Source organism: uncultured Maribacter sp. (assembly GCF_963974015.1).
Classification (GTDB): domain Bacteria; phylum Bacteroidota; class Bacteroidia; order Flavobacteriales; family Flavobacteriaceae; genus Maribacter.
The window spans coordinates 24,620-43,012 of record NZ_CAXBBZ010000011.1 but is presented as its reverse complement, the minus strand read 5'-3'; the positions used below and the strand labels follow the sequence as shown (position 1 = coordinate 43,012).

Below are 18,393 nucleotides of genomic sequence, written 5' to 3'. Positions count from 1 at the left end.
GCGTAAAGCCCGACCGTTAGGTAACGCCCAAAAAAGGAATAAAATAAAAGTTTAGAAGTAAAGTCGATTACGTATAAAACGACCAACTTAATTAAAATGAAAGTAACAGACCATATCACCAACGCACAAGGAAAGACCTTATTTTCTTTCGAAATTGTACCACCTGTGAAAGGGCGAAATATACAAGAACTGTATAATAACATAGATCCATTGATGGAGTTTAAACCTCCGTTTATTGATGTGACCACATCTAGGGAAGAGACTATTTATGTGCAGAAAGAGGGACTTTTAGATAAGCAGACCACACGTATGCGACCTGGTACCGTGGGTATTTGTGCATCAATTCAACATAAGTATAATGTTGATACTGTGCCGCATGTTATCTGTGGTGGTTTTACCCGTGAAGAAACGGAATATATGTTGGTTGATTGTCATTACCTAGGTATCGAGAATGTAATGGCGTTACGGGGAGATGCACGAAGTGAGCAAAAATATTTTGAACCTACAGATGGCGGACATCCATTTGCAATTGACTTGGTGAAACAAATTCAAGATTTAAACTGCGGTAAATATTTACATGAAACAATAGAGAGCGAATACTCAAGCGAATTCTGTATTGGTGTAGCAGGTTATCCTGAAAAACATCTAGAATCACCTTCCTTACAATCAGATTTAAAACGATTAAAGGAGAAGGTAGAAGCAGGTGCTGATTATGTAGTTACACAGATGTTTTTTAACAACCAGAAATATTTTGAATTTGTTGAGGCTGCGAAGAATATAGGGATTACAGTTCCAATTATACCAGGTATAAAACCTATTGCGGTAAAGCGTCATTTGCAATTGTTACCACAGGTTTTTCGAATAGATATTCCTCAAGATTTAATTGAGGCGGTAGACAGTTGTACTTCAAATAAAGATGTGCGTGCTGTTGGTATAGAATGGGCTATACAACAATCTAAAGAATTGAAAGAAGCTGGCGTGCCTGTTTTACATTACTATTCAATGGGAAAATCAGATAATATAAAAGCGATTGCTAAAGAACTTTTTTAGTTATAAAATAGAATCGGGTAAGGAGTACAAGGTATATGTTGGTATTGGTTTGAAGATGATAGAATAAAAGAACTTAATACTAATTACGCTCTACTAAATTCTAATATCTATTTTTGCTTTCAATGAATTTTAAGTTTCTTTTCTTCTTACTCTTTTCTATAACCTTTTGCTTTTCACAAGAAAGTACCGAGCTTAAGAAATACACCCTAGATGCAAATCAATTTTACGGGTCTATTATTCTGCATAATCCAGATATTTCACATTTAATAAACGCACATCCTGGGGGTATAATTTTAAGTTATAATCGTAAAACCTACGGCGCTGAAGCATGGGAGGAATTGTATAATTATCCAGATTTGGGCTTTTCTTTCATTTATCAGGATATGAATTATGAGACCTTAGGAAAGAACTATAGCTTATATGCCCATTATAATTTCTATTTTTTTAAACGAAATATGCAGCTAAGGGTAGGTCAAGGAATAGCTTACACAAGTAATCCGTATGATAAAACAACCAATTTCAGGAACAATGCCTATGGGTCCGATTTTTTGAGTTCTACGTATTTAATGTTCAATTACCATAAGGAAAACATTTTTAAAGGATTAGGTTTTAAAGCTGGTGTTTCAATAATTCACTATTCAAATGCTAATTTTAGGGCGCCTAATACATCAACAAATACCATGGCGTTAAATGCTGGTCTGGTCTATGACCTTGATGGTGGTACAGAAATTGAATACGTACACAGAGAAAAAGAAATGTTCACAGAACCTGTGCGATACAATTTTGCACTTAGAACCGGATTGAATGAAAGTGATGTTATAAATTCTGGTCAATATGGGTTTGTCGTACTTTCCGCTTATGCCGATAAGCGTTTAGGGCGAAAAAGTGCTATTCAAATGGGAACGGATGTCTATTTTTCAAATTTTTTAAAAGAATTGATTCGATATCAAAGCATCGCTTTTCCTGAAAATAATGTTGCAGCAGATGACGATTATAAAAGGGTAGGTGTTTTTGTAGGCCATGAACTGTTCATTAATAAAATGTCCATAATATCTCAATTGGGATATTACGTGTATTATCCTTTTGACTTTGAAGGGCGTATGTATAATCGTATGGGACTAAAACGTTATTTTGGTGATAAGGTTTACGGGGCAATTACCTTGAAATCGCACGGTGCAAAGGCAGAAGCCGTTGAACTTGGTATTGGAATAAGATTATAAAATGTCAGAAATTAGAAATCATATTATAGTATTTAAACAAATCGAGTTAGCCTTTAATAAAGGCAGGTGCAGTAGAGACCGTTTTGTTTTGTTTACTATTCTATTCTTAAGTATATCCTTCAATTCCTGCGACTCTGAAAATGTATCGGATTGTTTTCAAGATACCGGAGAAATTGTAAGGAATGAAGTTGAGGTAGAGGAGTTTGAAAGGATTACTGTTTTTGAAAACGTAACCTTAGTAATAAAGCAAGGAGATACACAAAAGGTAGAAGTTGAAACTGGTGAAAATTTGCGAGATGAAGTGGCAGCCATTGTAGAGGACGGAAGATTGATTTTGACAGATACGAACGATTGTAATTATGTGCGTAAGTATGGAGTTACCGTTGTACATGTTACCACTTCAAATTTAACCGAAATACGCAGTAGTACAGGTTTTCCTATTCGTAGTGATGGTGTTTTAAGCTTCGAGAGCTTAAGCTTATATTCTGAAAGTTTTACAAATTCTGAAGCGGAGACTACAGATGGTGAGTTTAATTTAGATTTAGATGTCTCATCTTTAAGAATTACGGTAAATGGAATTGCCTATTTTAATTTAAGAGGAAATGTAGAAAATTTCAATATAAATATTGCAGCCGGAGATTCTAGAATAGAGGCAGAAGAGTTGGTAGCCCAAAATGTAAATATTAATCATAGAGGCTCGAATGATGTACTTGTTGATCCGCAATTAAAAATTTCGGGTGTGCTTAGAGGCACAGGTGATGTTTTAAGTTATACCAGACCTGTTGAGGTCGACGTTCAAGAATTATATAATGGCAGACTTATTTTCGTGGAATGAATCCCATACTTAGATATCTGAAAAATGTATTTGCTGCCAAACGAGTTTTAGATGAAAATCTAGAATTGATGGGCTTGGTAAAAGCAGATTCGCTTTTACAAGATATGTATGCAAAAAATAAGTTTCCCGGTTTAGCAATTACCGTTCTAAAAGAAGGAGAGACCGTTTTTCAAAAAGGGTTTGGTTATGCTGATATAGAGCAAAAACAGTTTATAGATCCACGAAAATCTATCTTTAGAATAGCTAGTGTTTCCAAACCTATTGCTGCAACGGCATTAGCACATATGGTGCAAGATGGGATAATAGATTTAGATGAATCTTTCTACACCTATTTTTCAGATTATCCTAAGAAAGAATGGGATTTCAACATTAGGCAATTGGCAAGTCACACAGCAGGTATACGAGTATATAAGGGAAAGGAATATGGACTGAACGAACCTTTTTCAATCAAAGAAGGTTTAGGGGTGTTTAAGAATGACCCGTTAGTTTTTGAACCTGACACTGAATATTTATATAATAGTTTTGATTGGGTAATGATTTCTGCGGCAATGCAAGAAGCAAGCGGTATCCCCTTTGAGAAATATGTTCAAGAAAAGGTGTTGAAACCCTTAGGGATGCAGAATACCTTTTGTGCAAAATGTCATCTTGAGCGCCATCGAAAGATTGATGGTACTAAGCTGAAAGAGAGTACTGAATTTAAAGCATCTGAAAATGTAGTTAATTTTTACACGAAGTGTTTAACGGGTTTTAGAAAGGCAATTCCTGTTAATAATTTTTACAAACTAGCAGGAGGCGGTTATCTTTCCACATCAGCGGATATTGCCAAATTCGGACAAGCATATTTAAATAAGGGAATTGAGGTTAAAGCACAAATCCTTAATCAATTTTTAACTTCTCGAGAAGTTCATGGTAAACCAACGTACTATGGTTTGGGTTGGCAGGTAAGTGAAGATGCTAAAGGAAGAAAATTTTACGGCCATATAGGTAACGGAGTAGGAGGCTATTCTAATTTCTTTGTCTATCCAAAAGAGCAACTCGTATTTTCAATTTTAATTAATTGTACAAACCCTATAATACAACCGGAGCTAGATGCTGTTATTGATTGTTTTTTCAATTAACCAAACGAGTAATGATTACTTTGTTTTTGAAGTAGGTAAAAAATGGACGCATGAAATATATTATACATTTTAAATTAAATGAGTCAAATGGTTCAGCTGACATAAACTACTGAATTAATTTTACAGAAAGATAAATACAATTGAAGTTGTCATAAACTTAGGAGATGTTCGAGAAAATAATTGGTCTATTTTATTACCAGCCTAGCGCAAATCAATAAAGTTATGATTTACACAAAAACCATTTGTTTTGAGAAGGTAAATGTTAATTTTAAAAAAATATTCTCATAAATATCAGTTTTTAAATATAATTACTACATTAGCCAAAGTTTACAAAAGCAATGACAAAACAATATTTCTGGAACGGTTTTTATTTCTACTTCTTTTTTAAGAGAGGTACGGGACTGTTCTAGCATATTTTAAAAATAAAATAGAATTAAGTTCCGATATATGTCGGAACTTTTTTTTTGAAATTAATTGAGTAAAAGTGAGTTTAAAAATAGCCATACAGGGAATTAAAGGTTCCAATCATCACCAAGTAGCAAAAGATTGTTACGGAGATGATATAGAGCTTGTCGAATGCCTTTCGTTCGATGGGTTGGTTGATAAATTATTATCGAAAGAAGCGGATCAAGGGGTGATGGCTATAGAGAATTCGATTGCCGGATCAATTATCCCAAATTATGCTCTTGTCAACCATAACGACTTACATATTATTGGGGAATATTACTTAAACATTCATCATAATTTGATGGTGCTGAAAGGGCAAAAAATTTCAGATATTTCTGAAGTGAGTTCACACCCTATGGCATTATTGCAATGCAAGGAATATTTTAGACAATATCCGCATATTAAATTGGTGGAAGATGTCGATACTGCTGAAACGGCAAAACGTATTCAAGAACAAAAATTAGGTCATGTAGCAGCAATCGCACCTAACGTTGCGGCAGAATTGTATGGTTTGGACATCGTAGCAAAAGAGATACAGACCATTAAAAATAATGCAACCCGTTTTATCATTGTACAAACAAAAAACGATGCGTTGCCAGAGGCCGAAATTACGAAGGCTACCATTCGTTTTATTACCGACCATAAAAGGGGCAGTTTAGCGGCTGTGCTTAATGTTATGAGCGATTGCAGATTAAATTTAACGAAAATACAATCATTGCCAGTTATAGAAACACCTTGGAAATATGCCTTTTTTGTGGATGTAACTTTTAACGATTTTGCAGATTTTACAAAGGCAAAAAGTCTATTGAACATCATGGCAGAAGATTTTAAGGTTTTGGGTGAATATAAAAATGTGAGAGGATGATACAGACCGCTGATAGACTTAAAACTGTTCAGGAATATTACTTCTCTAAGAAATTAAGAGAGGTGCGCGGTTTAATGGCGCAAGGTAAACCTATTATCAATATGGGGATCGGGAGTCCAGATTTGACTCCTTCAGAACATGTATTGAAAGCGATACAGAATTCTGTGTTTGAAGCTGGTGCACATCAGTATCAAAGCTACCAAGGCTTACCTCAATTAAGAGAGGCTATAGCAAGTTTTTATAATAAGAGATTTGACGTAACTGCAGATCCTGCCACGGAAATTCTCCCATTAATGGGGTCTAAAGAGGGTATTATGCACATTAGTCTTGCATTTTTAAATGCAGGTGATGAGGTGTTGATTCCGAATCCTGGGTACCCGACATATACATCGGTAACTAATTTGGTAGGGGCTGTCCCAACATATTATGACCTTACAGAAGAGAATGGTTGGTTTCCAGATTTAGAGGTGTTGGAGGAGCAAGATTTGTCTAAAGTCAAAATTATGTGGTTGAGTTACCCACATATGCCAACAGGTGCTACCGCAACTAGAGAACAATTTGTGAAAATTGTAGCCTTTGCAAAAAAGCATACTATTCTGTTGGTAAATGACAATCCATATAGTTTTGTGCTGAATACAGATCCAGCAAGTATTTTAAGCATACCTAATGCTAAAGAGGTGTGTTTAGAATTGAATTCATTAAGCAAAACCTTTAACATGGCTGGTTGGCGTGTAGGTTTCGTTCTTGGAAGCGAAGAACATATCAATGCTATTTTAAAGGTCAAGAGTAATATGGATTCGGGTATGTTTTACGGCATTCAGAAAGGAGCAATAGCGGCATTGGAGAGCAGTGATGACTGGTTCGTTGAATTGAATAAGGTATATAGTGCCCGTAGAGAATTGATTTTTCAATTGGCAGATACGCTTGGCTGTTCTTATGATAGAGATGCTGTTGGCATGTTCGTTTGGGCAAAATTACCTGAAGGAAGTGTCGCATCTGAAGAATTTATAGATGACATATTATATAAAAAAGATTTATTTATAACACCAGGAACCATATTCGGGAGTAATGGAGAGGGCTATATTAGGTTTTCTCTTTGTATTACTGGTGATAAAATAAAAGAGGCAATCGCAAGATTTTAGTTTAATGAATGTATTTGTAATCGGTATAGGTTTAATTGGAGGTTCTTTAGCGAAAGACATAAAGTCTACGCAAGAAGATGTTACCGTGTATGGTATAGATTCTAATGACACACATTTGGCAGAAGCCAAAGATTTAGGAATTATCGATAAGAAAGCGAGCTATCAAGATTTGCAATTGGCAGATATGGTGATTGTAAGTATTCCGGTAGATGTAATGGTTAAAGAGCTTCCGAAAATATTGGATGCAGTTCATGAAGATTGTGTTGTTTTTGACGTGGGCTCTACCAAATCATTAATTTGTAAAACGTTGGAGAGCCATCCGAAGAGAAGAAATTTCTTAGCCTGCCACCCAATATCAGGAACAGAGTTTTCTGGTCCGTCGGCAGCAATTAATGATTTATTCAGAGATAAGACGAATATAATATGTGAGGTGGAGTTGACTGCTTTTAAGTTACAGGAAAAAGCATTGCAGGTTTTTCAATCCATCGGTATGCGCATTCGATACATGAATCCAGAAGCGCACGATAAGCACATTGCCTACGTATCACATTTGTCACATATCAGTGCCTTTATGTTGGGAAAAACGGTTATTGAGAAAGAGAAAAATGAACGTGATATTTTTGACATGGCAGGCAGTGGATTTGAAAGTACGGTGCGTTTGGCAAAAAGTTCACCAGCCATGTGGACACCTATTTTTAAGCAAAATAAAGAAAATGTAGTCGAAACATTAGACGAGTACATACATAATCTTACAGCATTTAAAGAATTACTGCTGCAAGACGATTACGAAGGTATTTACAATGAAATGAACAATACCAATAAGATAAAAGGAATATTAAAAGGAATACCGTTAAACAAGAAATAGAATAATTAAAATGGAAAATTCAAAACAAATGAGAACATGGTTGGATGATTTAAAACTAGACCATCCACTAGTAATAGCAGGGCCATGTAGTGCGGAAACAGAGGAACAAGTGTTAGGAATAGCACACTCCCTAAAAGATACCGATGTAAATTATTACAGAGCAGGTATTTGGAAACCCCGTACTCGCCCAGGAAATTTTGAAGGTGTAGGCGCATTGGGCCTTAAATGGCTTCAAAAAGTTAAGGCTGAAACAGGTATGAAAACTGCTACTGAGGTAGCAAATCGTGCGCACGTAGAATTGGCGTTAGAGCATGATGTAGATTTATTATGGATCGGTGCAAGATCAACAGTTAGTCCGTTTATAGTTCAAGAAATTGCAGATGCATTAAAAGGAACCGATAAAATCGTATTGGTGAAGAATCCGGTAAATCCAGATTTGGCTTTATGGTTAGGAGCTGTTGAACGTTTGGCTACTGCAGATATTAAAAATTTAGGAGTTATTCATAGAGGTTTCTCAACATACGAGAAAACTAAATATAGAAATATTCCAGAATGGCAAATGGCGATTGATTTGCAGACTAAATTTCCAGATCTACCTATAATCAATGATCCATCTCACATTACAGGAAATAGAGAAATGATTTTTGATGTATCACAAACAGCTCTAGATCTTAATTTTGACGGATTGATGATTGAAACTCATCATGATCCAGATAATGCATGGAGTGATGCTGCACAACAAGTAACGCCAGCCAAGTTAGTTCAGATTATGAGAGATTTGAAAATTCGTAAAGAAGATAACACGGAGGCTGAATACAATGCGAAATTAAACAACCTAAGAGCGAATATTGATATTTTCGATAATCAATTGATCGAAACTTTAGGTAAGCGTATGAAAACTTCAGATGCTATCGGTGAACTTAAAAAAGAGAAAAACGTAGCAGTATTGCAAAGCACACGTTGGAACGAAATTTTAGGAGCAATGATTCTTGAAGGAGAAAGCAAAGGACTAAGTGAAGAATTCGTTCTTCGTATGTTCAAAGCGATTCACCAAGAGTCTATTCGTCACCAAGAGAAGATTGTAAATTCTTGAGCATAAAAAAAGCCCGGTCAAATAGACCGGGCTTTTTATTTTCTATTATTTTGTATATGCCAATCGGCGTGATGCTTTCCGCATTAAGATATTTATAAGGTCCTCTGGACTACTTCCTAAACTTCCACGAACCTTTTTATTATAGTTCCATAATAAAATACCATCCTGGGCATTGTGGACGCTCATATTGATTACGGCATTGTTAGTTGATCCCCAGAACCCTATTAGAAGGCCAAGGGCTACAGAAGCACCTTCAGACATGGGTTTGTCAGTCTCATAGTCTCCTGATATAACTGCATCTACCCCTAAAATTTCTGCAATTTCTAAAGGAGTATATTCCAAAAGATTTTCATAACCAATATCTTGTTTGCCTAAAAGGGCATTGGTTGTTCTGGGATCCTGGATTTCAACACTTTGTAAGTCACCTCGTTTTTTACGTTTTAAAAACCAGGAATACATCGCTGTTTGTATACTTTCTCCTTCGGATTTTTCCAAACGGTCTAATTGTTCATTAGTCATATCCTTCATTTGTTTAGGTCTTAGTTTTACTTGGGCCTTAAATGGAACCATAGCAATAATTTTATGAGAGGCGGCAATGGCGTCAAAATCAGGATTTTCGTAAAGATTGGTTTGAGCAAATGTTAAAAAAGGTAAGAAAAGAAATAAAAGTTTTTTCATATTAATAATTTAGGGTAATCGATATTTTATAGTATATATTATTTTTTTTATTTTAATTTTTATCTTTTGAAAATATATCGGGTAATGAAAATACCAGATGAATCTCCTTTACCGCCATCACTTTCTACTGCACTGGTTACAAAGGCTAGTTCCCACCCATCTGCTACCATAGCGTTGATTTTGGAGGTGATTATAGCATCATTAGCGGCAATGTTTTGAAAACGGATACCACCAATATTAAAGAAGTTCAATAACTTAGTTTCATCAAAGTCTTTTACCCTAATCTCGTCTCTTTTCGATTTGTTACGGGTATTGTCATCTTCGGTTTGGGTAGAGGTATATTCTGCATAGTCCTTTTCCTCGTTACCATCAATAATTCTAGAACGTCCTAATCCGCTGGACACTATAGATTCTACACTGGTAATAACTTTAAATTCTTGTGCGCTTAAGCTTAAAGCGCCACAGATAACTAATAAAACACTAAAAATACTTCTTCTCATGATTTTGGTTTTTTTTTAAAAATTGGTCACCTATTTGATGATTATAAATTATTAACAGGTTAAATCTTGATTAATTGCATAAAACATGCTGAAACTTTGAGGTATATATGTTAATGTTGCGCTGAGAAAAAAAATAAGATATAAAAAACCCGATGTTTATACATCGGGTTTTATGTAAGAAGAATATATATTTATTGGATAGAGAAATCAAAGACAGATTGATTATCTCTTCCTTGTGGTACTTGTCCTTGGTAGATAAAGCAATATTCACCTGGCTCTAATGAATCAGGAGTAACCTTAAACTTGTTACCTTCAATTTCTTCAATTGCAAAGTTCAAAGCGTATTTTGGGTCAATGCCGCTACTACTAGTAATCCAGCTTTCTTTTCCTGTAATAACTTCTCTAAGGTTTTTATTTTCTTTTACAGTAAGTTTTACCAAAACAAATTCGTTCGGGTTACTGGCCATTCTAAACCACCAGTTAAAAATACCAGCATCACTACCTTGGTTGTTTTGCATATTGTCAACTTCAGTAACACTAGGGTCAAAAATAAAAGTAAACTCAGGCTGACTTTGACGTATTATGTTATTCGATCGAGTTTTTGGTAGTTGTGCTTTTTGTTTTGAGTTTATTAAACCAGAAACTAATTTTTGTGCTACAGCATTTGAATTTGCTCCAGAAAATACACTTGGTTGAACCAATTTGTCTTTTCCACTAGCATCCGTATAATAAATTCCAGTTTTAGATTTTGTGCTCTGTTTAGATTTCTCCATAATTAAAGATAAAATTTCAGAAGAAACACCTGCATTTTTCATTTCACCTAAAGCAGAAATAGAAGCATCGAATTTTACATCAGAGGTGTTTATTTTATCGATGATCATATAATCGTCGAAACCTAACTCTACCATCTGAACTACAGATTCGTTCGTGATTGTTTCTTGTGCGAATCCGATAGAGGTAATCGTAAATACCGTAAATAAGAATAGTTTTTTAATCGTTTTCATTTTTAAGTTATTGGTTAATGTTCCACGTTGTAATTCAAATTTATAGTATATTTTGTGTTGAAAGCAGTTACTTTGTATAAATGGAAGGTATTTTGCATAAATGGTAGGAATTGTATACAAATCTACAGGTAGTTGGTACACGGTTAAATCAAATAATGGTGATTTCTATAACTGTAAGATTAAGGGGAAATTTAGAATAAAAGGGATTAAAAGTACAAACCCAGTGGCAGTAGGTGACCGCGTTCACTTTGATGTGGAAACTATTGGAGATGATACGATTGGGATAATTCATGAAATTGAAAAACGTAAAAATTATATTATACGTAAGTCCGTAAATCTATCAAAACAGACACATATAATAGCGGCTAATCTTGATCAGGTATTTTTACTGGTTACATTGAATAATCCACCGACTTATCCCGTTTTTATAGACCGATTTTTGATTACGGCAGAAGCTTATGAAATTCCCACAGTGCTTCTTTTTAATAAAGTTGACACTTATAATCCCGAGGAAACTGATGAAATAAAGTTTTTAGCAGCATTATACCGTAAAATTGGGTATACCTGTATCGGAATATCTGCTGTGACAGGAAAGAATGTGGATACTGTAAAAGAAATGATGGTTGGCAAAACTTCCATGTTTTCTGGTCACTCTGGTGTAGGTAAATCTACTTTGGTAAATGCGATTGAACCCAATTTAGATATTAAAACAAAAAAAATATCTGAACAACATTTACAAGGTCAGCATACCACCACCTTTGCCGAAATGTTCGATTTAAGTTTTGATGCTCGCATTATAGATACCCCAGGTATAAAAGGTTTTGGTATTGTAGATATGGAGAAAGAGGAAATAGGAAATTATTTTCCAGAATTCTTTAAATTAAAGCAACACTGTAAGTTCAATAACTGCATACATATAGATGAACCTAAATGTGCTGTAAAAGATGCATTGGAAGCTGGTGATATTGCATGGAGCAGATATCAAAGTTATCTACAAATGGTAAAAGGTGAAGATGAGAATTATAGGGTCGATATACACGATGAGAAAAAATGAGGGTAGTTATACAACGTGTTTCCAAGGCTAGTGTTGCTGTTGATGGTAAAATAATAAGCGCTATAGGGTCAGGGTTGCTTATTCTTGTTGGTATTGAAAATTTAGATACACAAGAGGATATTGAATGGTTGTCGAATAAAATAGTGAACCTACGTATATTTAATGATGATCAAGGGGTGATGAACAATTCACTTCTCGAGAATAAAGGTGATGTAATTGTGGTGAGTCAATTTACATTGCACGCTGCAACAAAGAAAGGTAATAGGCCCTCGTATATAAATGCTGCCAGACCAGAAATAGCTGTGCCGATCTATGAAGCTTTTGTCGAGGCTTTAGAATTAAAACTTGGAAAAAAGGTCGGTACCGGAATATTCGGCGCAGATATGAAGGTTGAGTTGTTGAATGATGGTCCGGTGACTATTTTGATAGATTCAAAGAATAAAGTTTAGTATTCTGTAAATTTTTCCTACATTTTGTAAGAAAACAACTGTTTTTGTCGTTTGGATAAAAACCAGCCTACTGAATTATATGCGCTTATTATCATTTTTGTTATTGTTTACGGCAACTCATGCTGTATTTGCACAAGATTATAGCTTTTCCAAAATAAATCCTATCCTTTTAAAGAATGCCGATGCCGTAGTGCGTTTGGACGAAATGAGCATTTTAGTTAAATCTTCTGATTATATGGAGATAATTTCAACAAGAGTGGTGACGGTTTTAAATGAAAATGGGTCGAAACATGTAAATGCGATGGCATTTTATGATAAAGAAACTTCTATAAAAGACCTTGAAGCCATAATATATGATGAGAATGGCGAGGAAATAGATAAAATCAAAGAAAAAGATTTTATTGACCAGACTGCCACTGGCGAAGGCACACTGTATTCAGAATCTAGAGTGAAATTTCTTAGATACACTCCAGTAAATTATCCCTATACAATTGTATTGAATAAAAAGTATACAACCTCTGATACAGCATTTATGCCACGCTGGTATTTTTTAGATGGATATAAAATTAGTGTCGAGAAAAGTGAATTCAATTTAAATTTACCTTCAGGTATAAAGTATAGGTTTAAAGATAATAACCTAGATGCTTTTGGCGTAGAGCGGACTTCAAATGAAAATGGAATAAGATATAATGCTACCAATTTAAAAGCAATTGAATCAGAAGATTTTGACCCCGAGTTTAGAGATTTTGCACCTAACGTACAATTAGCTTTAGAAGATTATAATTTAAAAGGGGTAAGTGGGCATGCAACTAATTGGAAAGAATTTGGTAGTTGGGTTTATAATTCGCTTTTAGCAGAAAGGGGCGAACTAGATAGTTCAACGATACAAAGAATACAGGGTTTAGTAAAAGGGATAGAAGATCCAAAAGAAAAAATTAAAAAAGTATATCAGTTTGTTCAAGATAATACACGATATATAAGTGTTCAAATGGGTATTGGCGGTTGGATGCCGATTAGTGCTAAAGAAGTAGATAGGGTTAAATACGGCGATTGCAAAGGGCTTACCAATTATACAATGGCGCTATTAAAAGCTGTTGGTATAGAATCATATTATACCATAGTATCGGCAGACGCACAGATGAAAAGCTTAGATTTTGATTTTCCTTCATTGCAAGGAAATCATGCTTTTTTGAATGTTCCGTTAGAAGATGAGGAAATTTGGCTAGAGTGTACTAGTCAAGTAGTGCCAGCAAACTTTTTAGGGACATTTACAGATAATAGATATGTATTGAAAGTTGGACCAAATGGAGGTGAATTGGTTAAATCAAGACAATATCTGCCAGAACAAAGTAAACAGCGAACTATGGCCGAAATAAATATTGGAGAGGATAAAATCGATGCTCATATTGAAATTAAGAGTACAGGCATTCAATACAATCAAAAATATGGTTTGGCAAATGATAGTAAAGAAGATATTGAAAAATATTATAAACACTATTGGGACTATGTTAATGATGTTCATATTCTAAATCATGAACTTATTAATGATAAGGATAGTATTGTAACCACTGAAAAGGTAGATTTTAATACATCAGGTTATCTGTCAAAGGCAGGAGAGCGCATTCTATTTGCTCCAAATATGTTAAATAGAAATGAGTATGTACCAAAAAGAAATAAGGATAGAAACCGAGATATTGTTATTAAAAGAGGGTATTTAGATGAAGATGATTTTATAATAGAGCTACCAAATGGTTATAAGGTAGAGGCTAACTTAAAGCCAACAAAACTTAATAATGAATTTGGTGAATTTGAAGTTAGCGTTGAGCAACTTTCAGAATCTAAATTAAATTATAAACGAAGGTTGTTAATTAAGCCAGGAATTTTTCCAAAGACGTCTTACGACGACTATAGAAATTTCAGAAAAACCATTTCAAGAGTAGACGCTTCTAAAATTGTATTTATCAAAAAATAAAAATTAATGAAATTACATTTTACAATCATTTTCACTTCTATATTATTCACTATAAATGCACAAAAAAGTGAAATAAAATTTGGTAAAGTCTCAATGGAGGAAGTTGCTCAAAAGACACATTCGATTGATAATGAAGCTGAGGCTGCCATTTTATATAAGAAAGAGCGCTTAGTTTATGATTATCATTCAGAAAAAGGGTTTATGAACAGGAGAAAAGTTCATTTACGAATCAAAATATACAATAAGTCTGGTTTAGATTGGGCAACTAAAAAAATTTCATTGTATACCTCAAATTCTGGAAAGCAAAAAGCAGATGGTATAAAAGGGTATACTTTTAATCTTGAGGGCAATAAAATTGTAGAAAGCAAGCTAAAAAAAGAAAGTATATTTTCAGAAAATATAAGTGCTTACAGAAATCAAATTTCAATTACTATGCCCAATGTAAAAGTGGGAAGTGTAATAGATTTGGAATACGAGATTTCTTCTGATTTAGTGGGTTATATGGATGATTATCGGTTGCAGTACGGCATTCCATTAGATTTTGTGGAATTGAATATTGATGTGCCGGAATATTTCAATTTTAAACGATTTACTAGAGGTTTTTATCCCATATCTCTGCAAGAATCTACAAACAATAGAAGTGTACCATACAGCTATAAGGTTCAAAATAGACAGGGGTTAGCGTCAGTTGGCTCTAATTCTACAACTCGCAATGGTAGTCTTGATTTTTCTGAAAAACGTTATGAAGTATCGGCTAAAAATATTCCTGCATTAAAAGAGGTAGATTTTACAGACAATATTGAAAATTATAGAAGTGCATTAATTTTTGAATTAGAATCTACAAAATTTCCAAACTCTGGATTTAAAATATACAGTCAATCTTGGGAAGATGTTGCTAATACTATATATAAGTACGACGATTTTGGTGGGGAAATCGGTAAAGATCGATACTTTAAAGACGACTTAGATTTGCTAATTAAGGAGAATAAGGATACTCGAAAATTAGCATCCACCATATACAAATTTGTTCAAGATAGAATGACTTGGGACGATTATAATGGTGTAGGGTGTAAGAATGGAATTAAAAAAGCATATGATCAGAAAAGTGGAAATGTTGCAGACATAAATCTTATGCTTACCTCAATGTTTCGTTATGCAGGTTTAAATGCTAATCCTGTTCTAGTAAGCACAAAAGCCAATGGTATTCCTATATTTCCGACAACAAATGGATTTAATTATGTTTTGGCTGCCATTGAAAATGGGGATGATTATATGTTATTTGATGCTACTGAAAAAATGTTGGCTGAAAACGATTTGCCTAATCGCGCAATGAATTGGACTGGTAGGTTGGTAAGAGAAGATGGTACTTCTAAGCAAATTCCGTTAGTTCCCAAAGCTATTTCAAGCAAGCTTGTTTTTATGAATGCGCGTATTTTGGAAGATGGCAGTTTAGAAGGTGAAATGAAAACTCGTTTAACCAATAATTTAGCTTTTGAATATAGGGTCGATAATATAAGTAGAACAAAAGAGGAAATTTTAGAAGTTGAATCCAATAGACATTCAAGTATAGAAATAATAGATTTTGAGCTTAAAAATCAAATGGAACCTGTGGAGCCACTTGAGCATTCTATTACATTTATTAAAGAGAATCAAGTAGAGATAATTGGCTCTACATTATATTTTAATCCTTTGATATTCTTTGCCTTAAAAGAAAACCTTTTCAAATTAGATACTAGAGAATATCCAGTAGATTTTAATTATCCTTTTTCTAAAAAGCTTATAATAAACTATGTTATTCCAGATGGGTATAAGATAGAATCTATGCCAGATAATCTAAGATTAGGATTGCCAGATGAACTAGGTGTGTTTAATTTTGTTATGCAACAAAAGGGTAATTCCTTACAGGTTGTATGTACTTCTGAAATCAATGAGGCTATAATACCTGCGTATTACTACTCGGCTCTGAAAGAATATTATAATAAAATGGTTCAAAAACAGAATGAAAAGGTAGTCTTATCAAGAATATAAGATATCTAAGTGCTAATAAGTTTAAAAATTAATTGTTTCGCGTGGCCCTCGTACGACGAAAAAATATTCAATATAAATGCATAAAACTAATCAGTTTATTTACCTGTTACTTTTTTTAATTTGTGGTCGGGATGCGGTTGCTCAAGAGAAAATGGAACTTGGGACACTCACAGAATCAGAAAAAACATTTGCCTTATATGAAAAAGATACAACGGCATCAGCGGTCTATCTTTATGAATATGGCGATAATTATTTTGAAATTCGAGATGATTATATATGGCTAATAACTAAATACCACGCTAAAATTAAAATCCTAAAAAAGGAGGGTTTTGAATATGCGAATATTGAAATTCCATTATATCGTACTAAAGATAGAAAGGAAAAATTAGTAAATGTTAAAGCGATGACTCATAACGATCAGACAAAAATATATGTAAAAAAATCTGAGGTTTTTGAGGAAGAAGTCAGTGAAAAGGGATCTCTTATCAAATTTACTTTTCCGAATGTACAAGAAGGTTCTATTGTGGAGTATGAATACGAAATGCAGTCTCCATTTTATTTCAATTTTACAGGATGGAATTTTCAATCTGAAATACCAAAATTATATTCTGAATTTAATGCTAAAATACCAGGAAACTGGTTATATAATAGAAGTCTAAAAGGAGGGCTGAGTTTAGATGTAAATGAAGCTGTAATAGAAAAAGGATGCTTTAAGTTCCCTAACACAAAAAGAGATAGTGACTGTGAGGCACTTAAATATGTAATCAAAGATGTACCGGCCTTTAAGGATTCTGAAGAATATATGCTTTCATCTAATAATTATAGGTCTAAAATAGAGTTCGAACTATCTGAATATAAAAGCTTCTATGGTGGTACTGAAAAATTCACCAAATCTTGGGAAGATGTTGATAAGGAATTTAAAACTGATAAAGATATTGGTAGTCAGCTTCGAAAGAAAAATTTTTTTGAGAAAAATGTTGACCAAAAATTACTGACCGAAGGCGATGCTTTAACTCGAGCAAAGAATATTTTCCAATTTGTTAAAAACCATTTCACTTGGAATGAGGAGTTTGGTATTTGGCATGATAATAAGGTGAAAACAGCCTTCGATGATAAAAAAGGTAATGTGGCCGAAATAAATATTGCATTAATAAACTTGTTGAACGCAGCAGAGATAAAAACTGATATGATGTTATTGGCAACAAGAAAAAGGGGTTTGCCAAAGAAGACACATCCTGTAATGAATGATTTTAATTACCTAGTAGCAAAAGTAGATATCGATGGAGAAACCTATTTACTAGATGCCACAGATAAATACATGCCATTTGGTATGCTACCTTTTCGCTGCCTAAATTACTATGGTAGAGTAATGGATTTCGATAATGAAAGTTACTGGTATGATATTTTGCCAGAAACTTCAAATATTATGATGATACGGGCTCAAATGACATTGGACCCTGTAAACAAAATGCTTTCGGGTGTATTTGATTTTATTAATATAGGATACATGAAAGTTTCTCAAGATGAAGTATTGGATACGACAACGGAAGAAGAATATTTGGAAAAATTAGAAGAGGGAATTTCAGATGATTTTCATATAATCTCTCACGAAAAAAACCTAAAATATTCAGATGAAAAAAAGATTACAGAACGTTTCAATTTTGAAATAGAGAACATATTTCAAGGTGATAATATTTATTTGAATCCGTTTGTAATCAAGTTTTTTGAAAAGAACCCTTTTGTTTCTACTGAGAGAAATTACCCTATAGATTTTGGTCATCCCGCTAAGTATCAATACATACTTAACATGAAAATGCCTGAGGGTTATAAATTAAAATCCTTGCCTGAGGGTAAAAATTTTACTTTACCAAATAATGGTGGTTTGTTAAAATTAAGTGCAATTAATAATGAAATCGGGGCCCTTAATTTATTTTTTACTTTTGAATTGAATTCTGCCCATTACAGTAATGATTATTATTTAGGAATTAAGCAATTATTCAGCGAAGCGGTAAATAGCCAAAATCAATCTCTAATAGTTTTAGAAAAGATATAACGCTATCTTAAGAATTTTGA

At 33.8% G+C, this 18,393-nt stretch carries 16 protein-coding genes; 13 read left to right on the top strand and 3 right to left on the bottom strand.

All coding sequences use genetic code 11. The features are described 5' to 3' along the window. Positions 1-96: 96 nt before the first annotated feature. The 8 genes from metF (at position 97) to AACZ41_RS13470 (ending at position 8,635) form a co-directional block, all read left to right on the top strand. Positions 97-1,050: a methylenetetrahydrofolate reductase [NAD(P)H] gene (gene metF / locus AACZ41_RS13505; RefSeq protein ID WP_339629054.1), complete on the top strand. Its 954-nt coding sequence runs from the start codon at positions 97-99 to the stop codon at positions 1,048-1,050. 122 nt (positions 1,051-1,172) lie between these two features. Next, positions 1,173-2,270: an acyloxyacyl hydrolase gene (locus AACZ41_RS13500; protein ID WP_339629053.1), complete on the top strand. Its 1,098-nt coding sequence runs from the start codon at positions 1,173-1,175 to the stop codon at positions 2,268-2,270. A 1-nt stretch (position 2,271) separates the two neighbouring features. Beyond that, positions 2,272-3,105: a head GIN domain-containing protein gene (locus AACZ41_RS13495; RefSeq protein ID WP_339629052.1), complete on the top strand. Its 834-nt coding sequence runs from the start codon at positions 2,272-2,274 to the stop codon at positions 3,103-3,105. Next, positions 3,102-4,223, top strand: coding sequence for a serine hydrolase domain-containing protein (locus AACZ41_RS13490; protein WP_339629051.1), 1,122 nt, complete (start codon positions 3,102-3,104; stop codon positions 4,221-4,223). Before AACZ41_RS13495 ends, AACZ41_RS13490 begins: the two co-directional genes overlap by 4 nt. Positions 4,224-4,707: 484 nt before the next feature. Then, complete coding sequence (locus tag AACZ41_RS13485) at positions 4,708-5,535, top strand: prephenate dehydratase (RefSeq protein WP_339629050.1); 828 nt, start codon at positions 4,708-4,710, stop codon at positions 5,533-5,535. Beyond that, positions 5,532-6,677: an aminotransferase class I/II-fold pyridoxal phosphate-dependent enzyme gene (locus AACZ41_RS13480; protein WP_339629049.1), complete on the top strand. Its 1,146-nt coding sequence runs from the start codon at positions 5,532-5,534 to the stop codon at positions 6,675-6,677. The genes AACZ41_RS13485 and AACZ41_RS13480 overlap by 4 nt, the downstream gene beginning before the upstream one ends. 4 nt (positions 6,678-6,681) lie before the next feature. Further along, complete coding sequence (locus AACZ41_RS13475; protein WP_339629048.1) at positions 6,682-7,542, top strand: prephenate dehydrogenase; 861 nt, start codon at positions 6,682-6,684, stop codon at positions 7,540-7,542. A gap of 10 nt (positions 7,543-7,552) precedes the next feature. Continuing rightward, entirely contained in the window at positions 7,553-8,635 is a 1,083-nt protein-coding gene (locus AACZ41_RS13470) for a bifunctional 3-deoxy-7-phosphoheptulonate synthase/chorismate mutase type II (protein WP_091626675.1), read from the top strand. Positions 8,636-8,680: 45 nt separating this feature from the next. Here the strand turns inward: AACZ41_RS13470 and AACZ41_RS13465 are convergent, their stop codons facing one another. The 3 genes from AACZ41_RS13465 to AACZ41_RS13455 form a co-directional block, all read right to left on the bottom strand. After that, entirely contained in the window at positions 8,681-9,313 is a 633-nt protein-coding gene (locus AACZ41_RS13465; RefSeq protein ID WP_339629045.1) for a hypothetical protein, read from the bottom strand. Between the two features lie 59 nt (positions 9,314-9,372). Further along, complete coding sequence (locus AACZ41_RS13460) at positions 9,373-9,813, bottom strand: hypothetical protein (protein WP_339629044.1); 441 nt, start codon at positions 9,811-9,813, stop codon at positions 9,373-9,375. 191 nt (positions 9,814-10,004) lie between these two features. Next, positions 10,005-10,817 (bottom strand): hypothetical protein, encoded by an 813-nt coding sequence (locus tag AACZ41_RS13455; protein ID WP_339629043.1) that lies wholly within the window; start codon positions 10,815-10,817, stop codon positions 10,005-10,007. 100 nt (positions 10,818-10,917) lie between these two features. On the opposite strand from AACZ41_RS13455, the gene rsgA reads away from it, so the two are divergent. From rsgA to AACZ41_RS13430, 5 genes are all read left to right on the top strand, one after another. Then, the gene (gene rsgA / locus AACZ41_RS13450) at positions 10,918-11,871 is read left to right on the top strand and encodes a ribosome small subunit-dependent GTPase A (protein ID WP_339629042.1); all 954 of its coding nucleotides are present in this window, start codon (positions 10,918-10,920) and stop codon (positions 11,869-11,871) included. Next, positions 11,868-12,320: a D-aminoacyl-tRNA deacylase gene (gene dtd / locus AACZ41_RS13445; RefSeq protein WP_339629040.1), complete on the top strand. Its 453-nt coding sequence runs from the start codon at positions 11,868-11,870 to the stop codon at positions 12,318-12,320. Before rsgA ends, dtd begins: the two co-directional genes overlap by 4 nt. Before the next feature lie 79 nt (positions 12,321-12,399). Beyond that, positions 12,400-14,292 (top strand): DUF3857 domain-containing protein, encoded by a 1,893-nt coding sequence (locus tag AACZ41_RS13440; RefSeq protein WP_339629039.1) that lies wholly within the window; start codon positions 12,400-12,402, stop codon positions 14,290-14,292. A 6-nt stretch (positions 14,293-14,298) separates the two neighbouring features. Beyond that, positions 14,299-16,320 carry a DUF3857 domain-containing protein gene (locus AACZ41_RS13435; protein ID WP_339629037.1) on the top strand — a complete coding sequence of 674 codons (2,022 nt, stop codon included), beginning with the start codon at positions 14,299-14,301 and terminating at the stop codon, positions 16,318-16,320. Between the two features lie 76 nt (positions 16,321-16,396). Then, positions 16,397-18,373: a DUF3857 domain-containing protein gene (locus AACZ41_RS13430; RefSeq protein WP_339629035.1), complete on the top strand. Its 1,977-nt coding sequence runs from the start codon at positions 16,397-16,399 to the stop codon at positions 18,371-18,373. Positions 18,374-18,393: the final 20 nt, after the last annotated feature.

What these genes read in the sequence shown, in the direction of transcription:
- metF (WP_339629054.1), top strand. Translation starts at nt 97, where the DNA reads ATGAAAGTAACAGACCATATCACCAACGCACAAGGAAAGACCTTATTT.
- AACZ41_RS13500 (WP_339629053.1), top strand. Translation starts at nt 1,173, where the DNA reads ATGAATTTTAAGTTTCTTTTCTTCTTACTCTTTTCTATAACCTTTTGC.
- AACZ41_RS13495 (WP_339629052.1), top strand. Translation starts at nt 2,272, where the DNA reads ATGTCAGAAATTAGAAATCATATTATAGTATTTAAACAAATCGAGTTA.
- AACZ41_RS13490 (WP_339629051.1), top strand. Translation starts at nt 3,102, where the DNA reads ATGAATCCCATACTTAGATATCTGAAAAATGTATTTGCTGCCAAACGA.
- AACZ41_RS13480 (WP_339629049.1), top strand. Translation starts at nt 5,532, where the DNA reads ATGATACAGACCGCTGATAGACTTAAAACTGTTCAGGAATATTACTTC.
- AACZ41_RS13475 (WP_339629048.1), top strand. Translation starts at nt 6,682, where the DNA reads ATGAATGTATTTGTAATCGGTATAGGTTTAATTGGAGGTTCTTTAGCG.
- AACZ41_RS13470 (WP_091626675.1), top strand. Translation starts at nt 7,553, where the DNA reads ATGGAAAATTCAAAACAAATGAGAACATGGTTGGATGATTTAAAACTA.
- AACZ41_RS13465 (WP_339629045.1), bottom strand. Translation starts at nt 9,313, where the DNA reads ATGAAAAAACTTTTATTTCTTTTCTTACCTTTTTTAACATTTGCTCAA.
- AACZ41_RS13460 (WP_339629044.1), bottom strand. Translation starts at nt 9,813, where the DNA reads ATGAGAAGAAGTATTTTTAGTGTTTTATTAGTTATCTGTGGCGCTTTA.
- AACZ41_RS13455 (WP_339629043.1), bottom strand. Translation starts at nt 10,817, where the DNA reads ATGAAAACGATTAAAAAACTATTCTTATTTACGGTATTTACGATTACC.
- rsgA (WP_339629042.1), top strand. Translation starts at nt 10,918, where the DNA reads ATGGTAGGAATTGTATACAAATCTACAGGTAGTTGGTACACGGTTAAA.
- dtd (WP_339629040.1), top strand. Translation starts at nt 11,868, where the DNA reads ATGAGGGTAGTTATACAACGTGTTTCCAAGGCTAGTGTTGCTGTTGAT.
- AACZ41_RS13440 (WP_339629039.1), top strand. Translation starts at nt 12,400, where the DNA reads ATGCGCTTATTATCATTTTTGTTATTGTTTACGGCAACTCATGCTGTA.
- AACZ41_RS13435 (WP_339629037.1), top strand. Translation starts at nt 14,299, where the DNA reads ATGAAATTACATTTTACAATCATTTTCACTTCTATATTATTCACTATA.
- AACZ41_RS13430 (WP_339629035.1), top strand. Translation starts at nt 16,397, where the DNA reads ATGCATAAAACTAATCAGTTTATTTACCTGTTACTTTTTTTAATTTGT.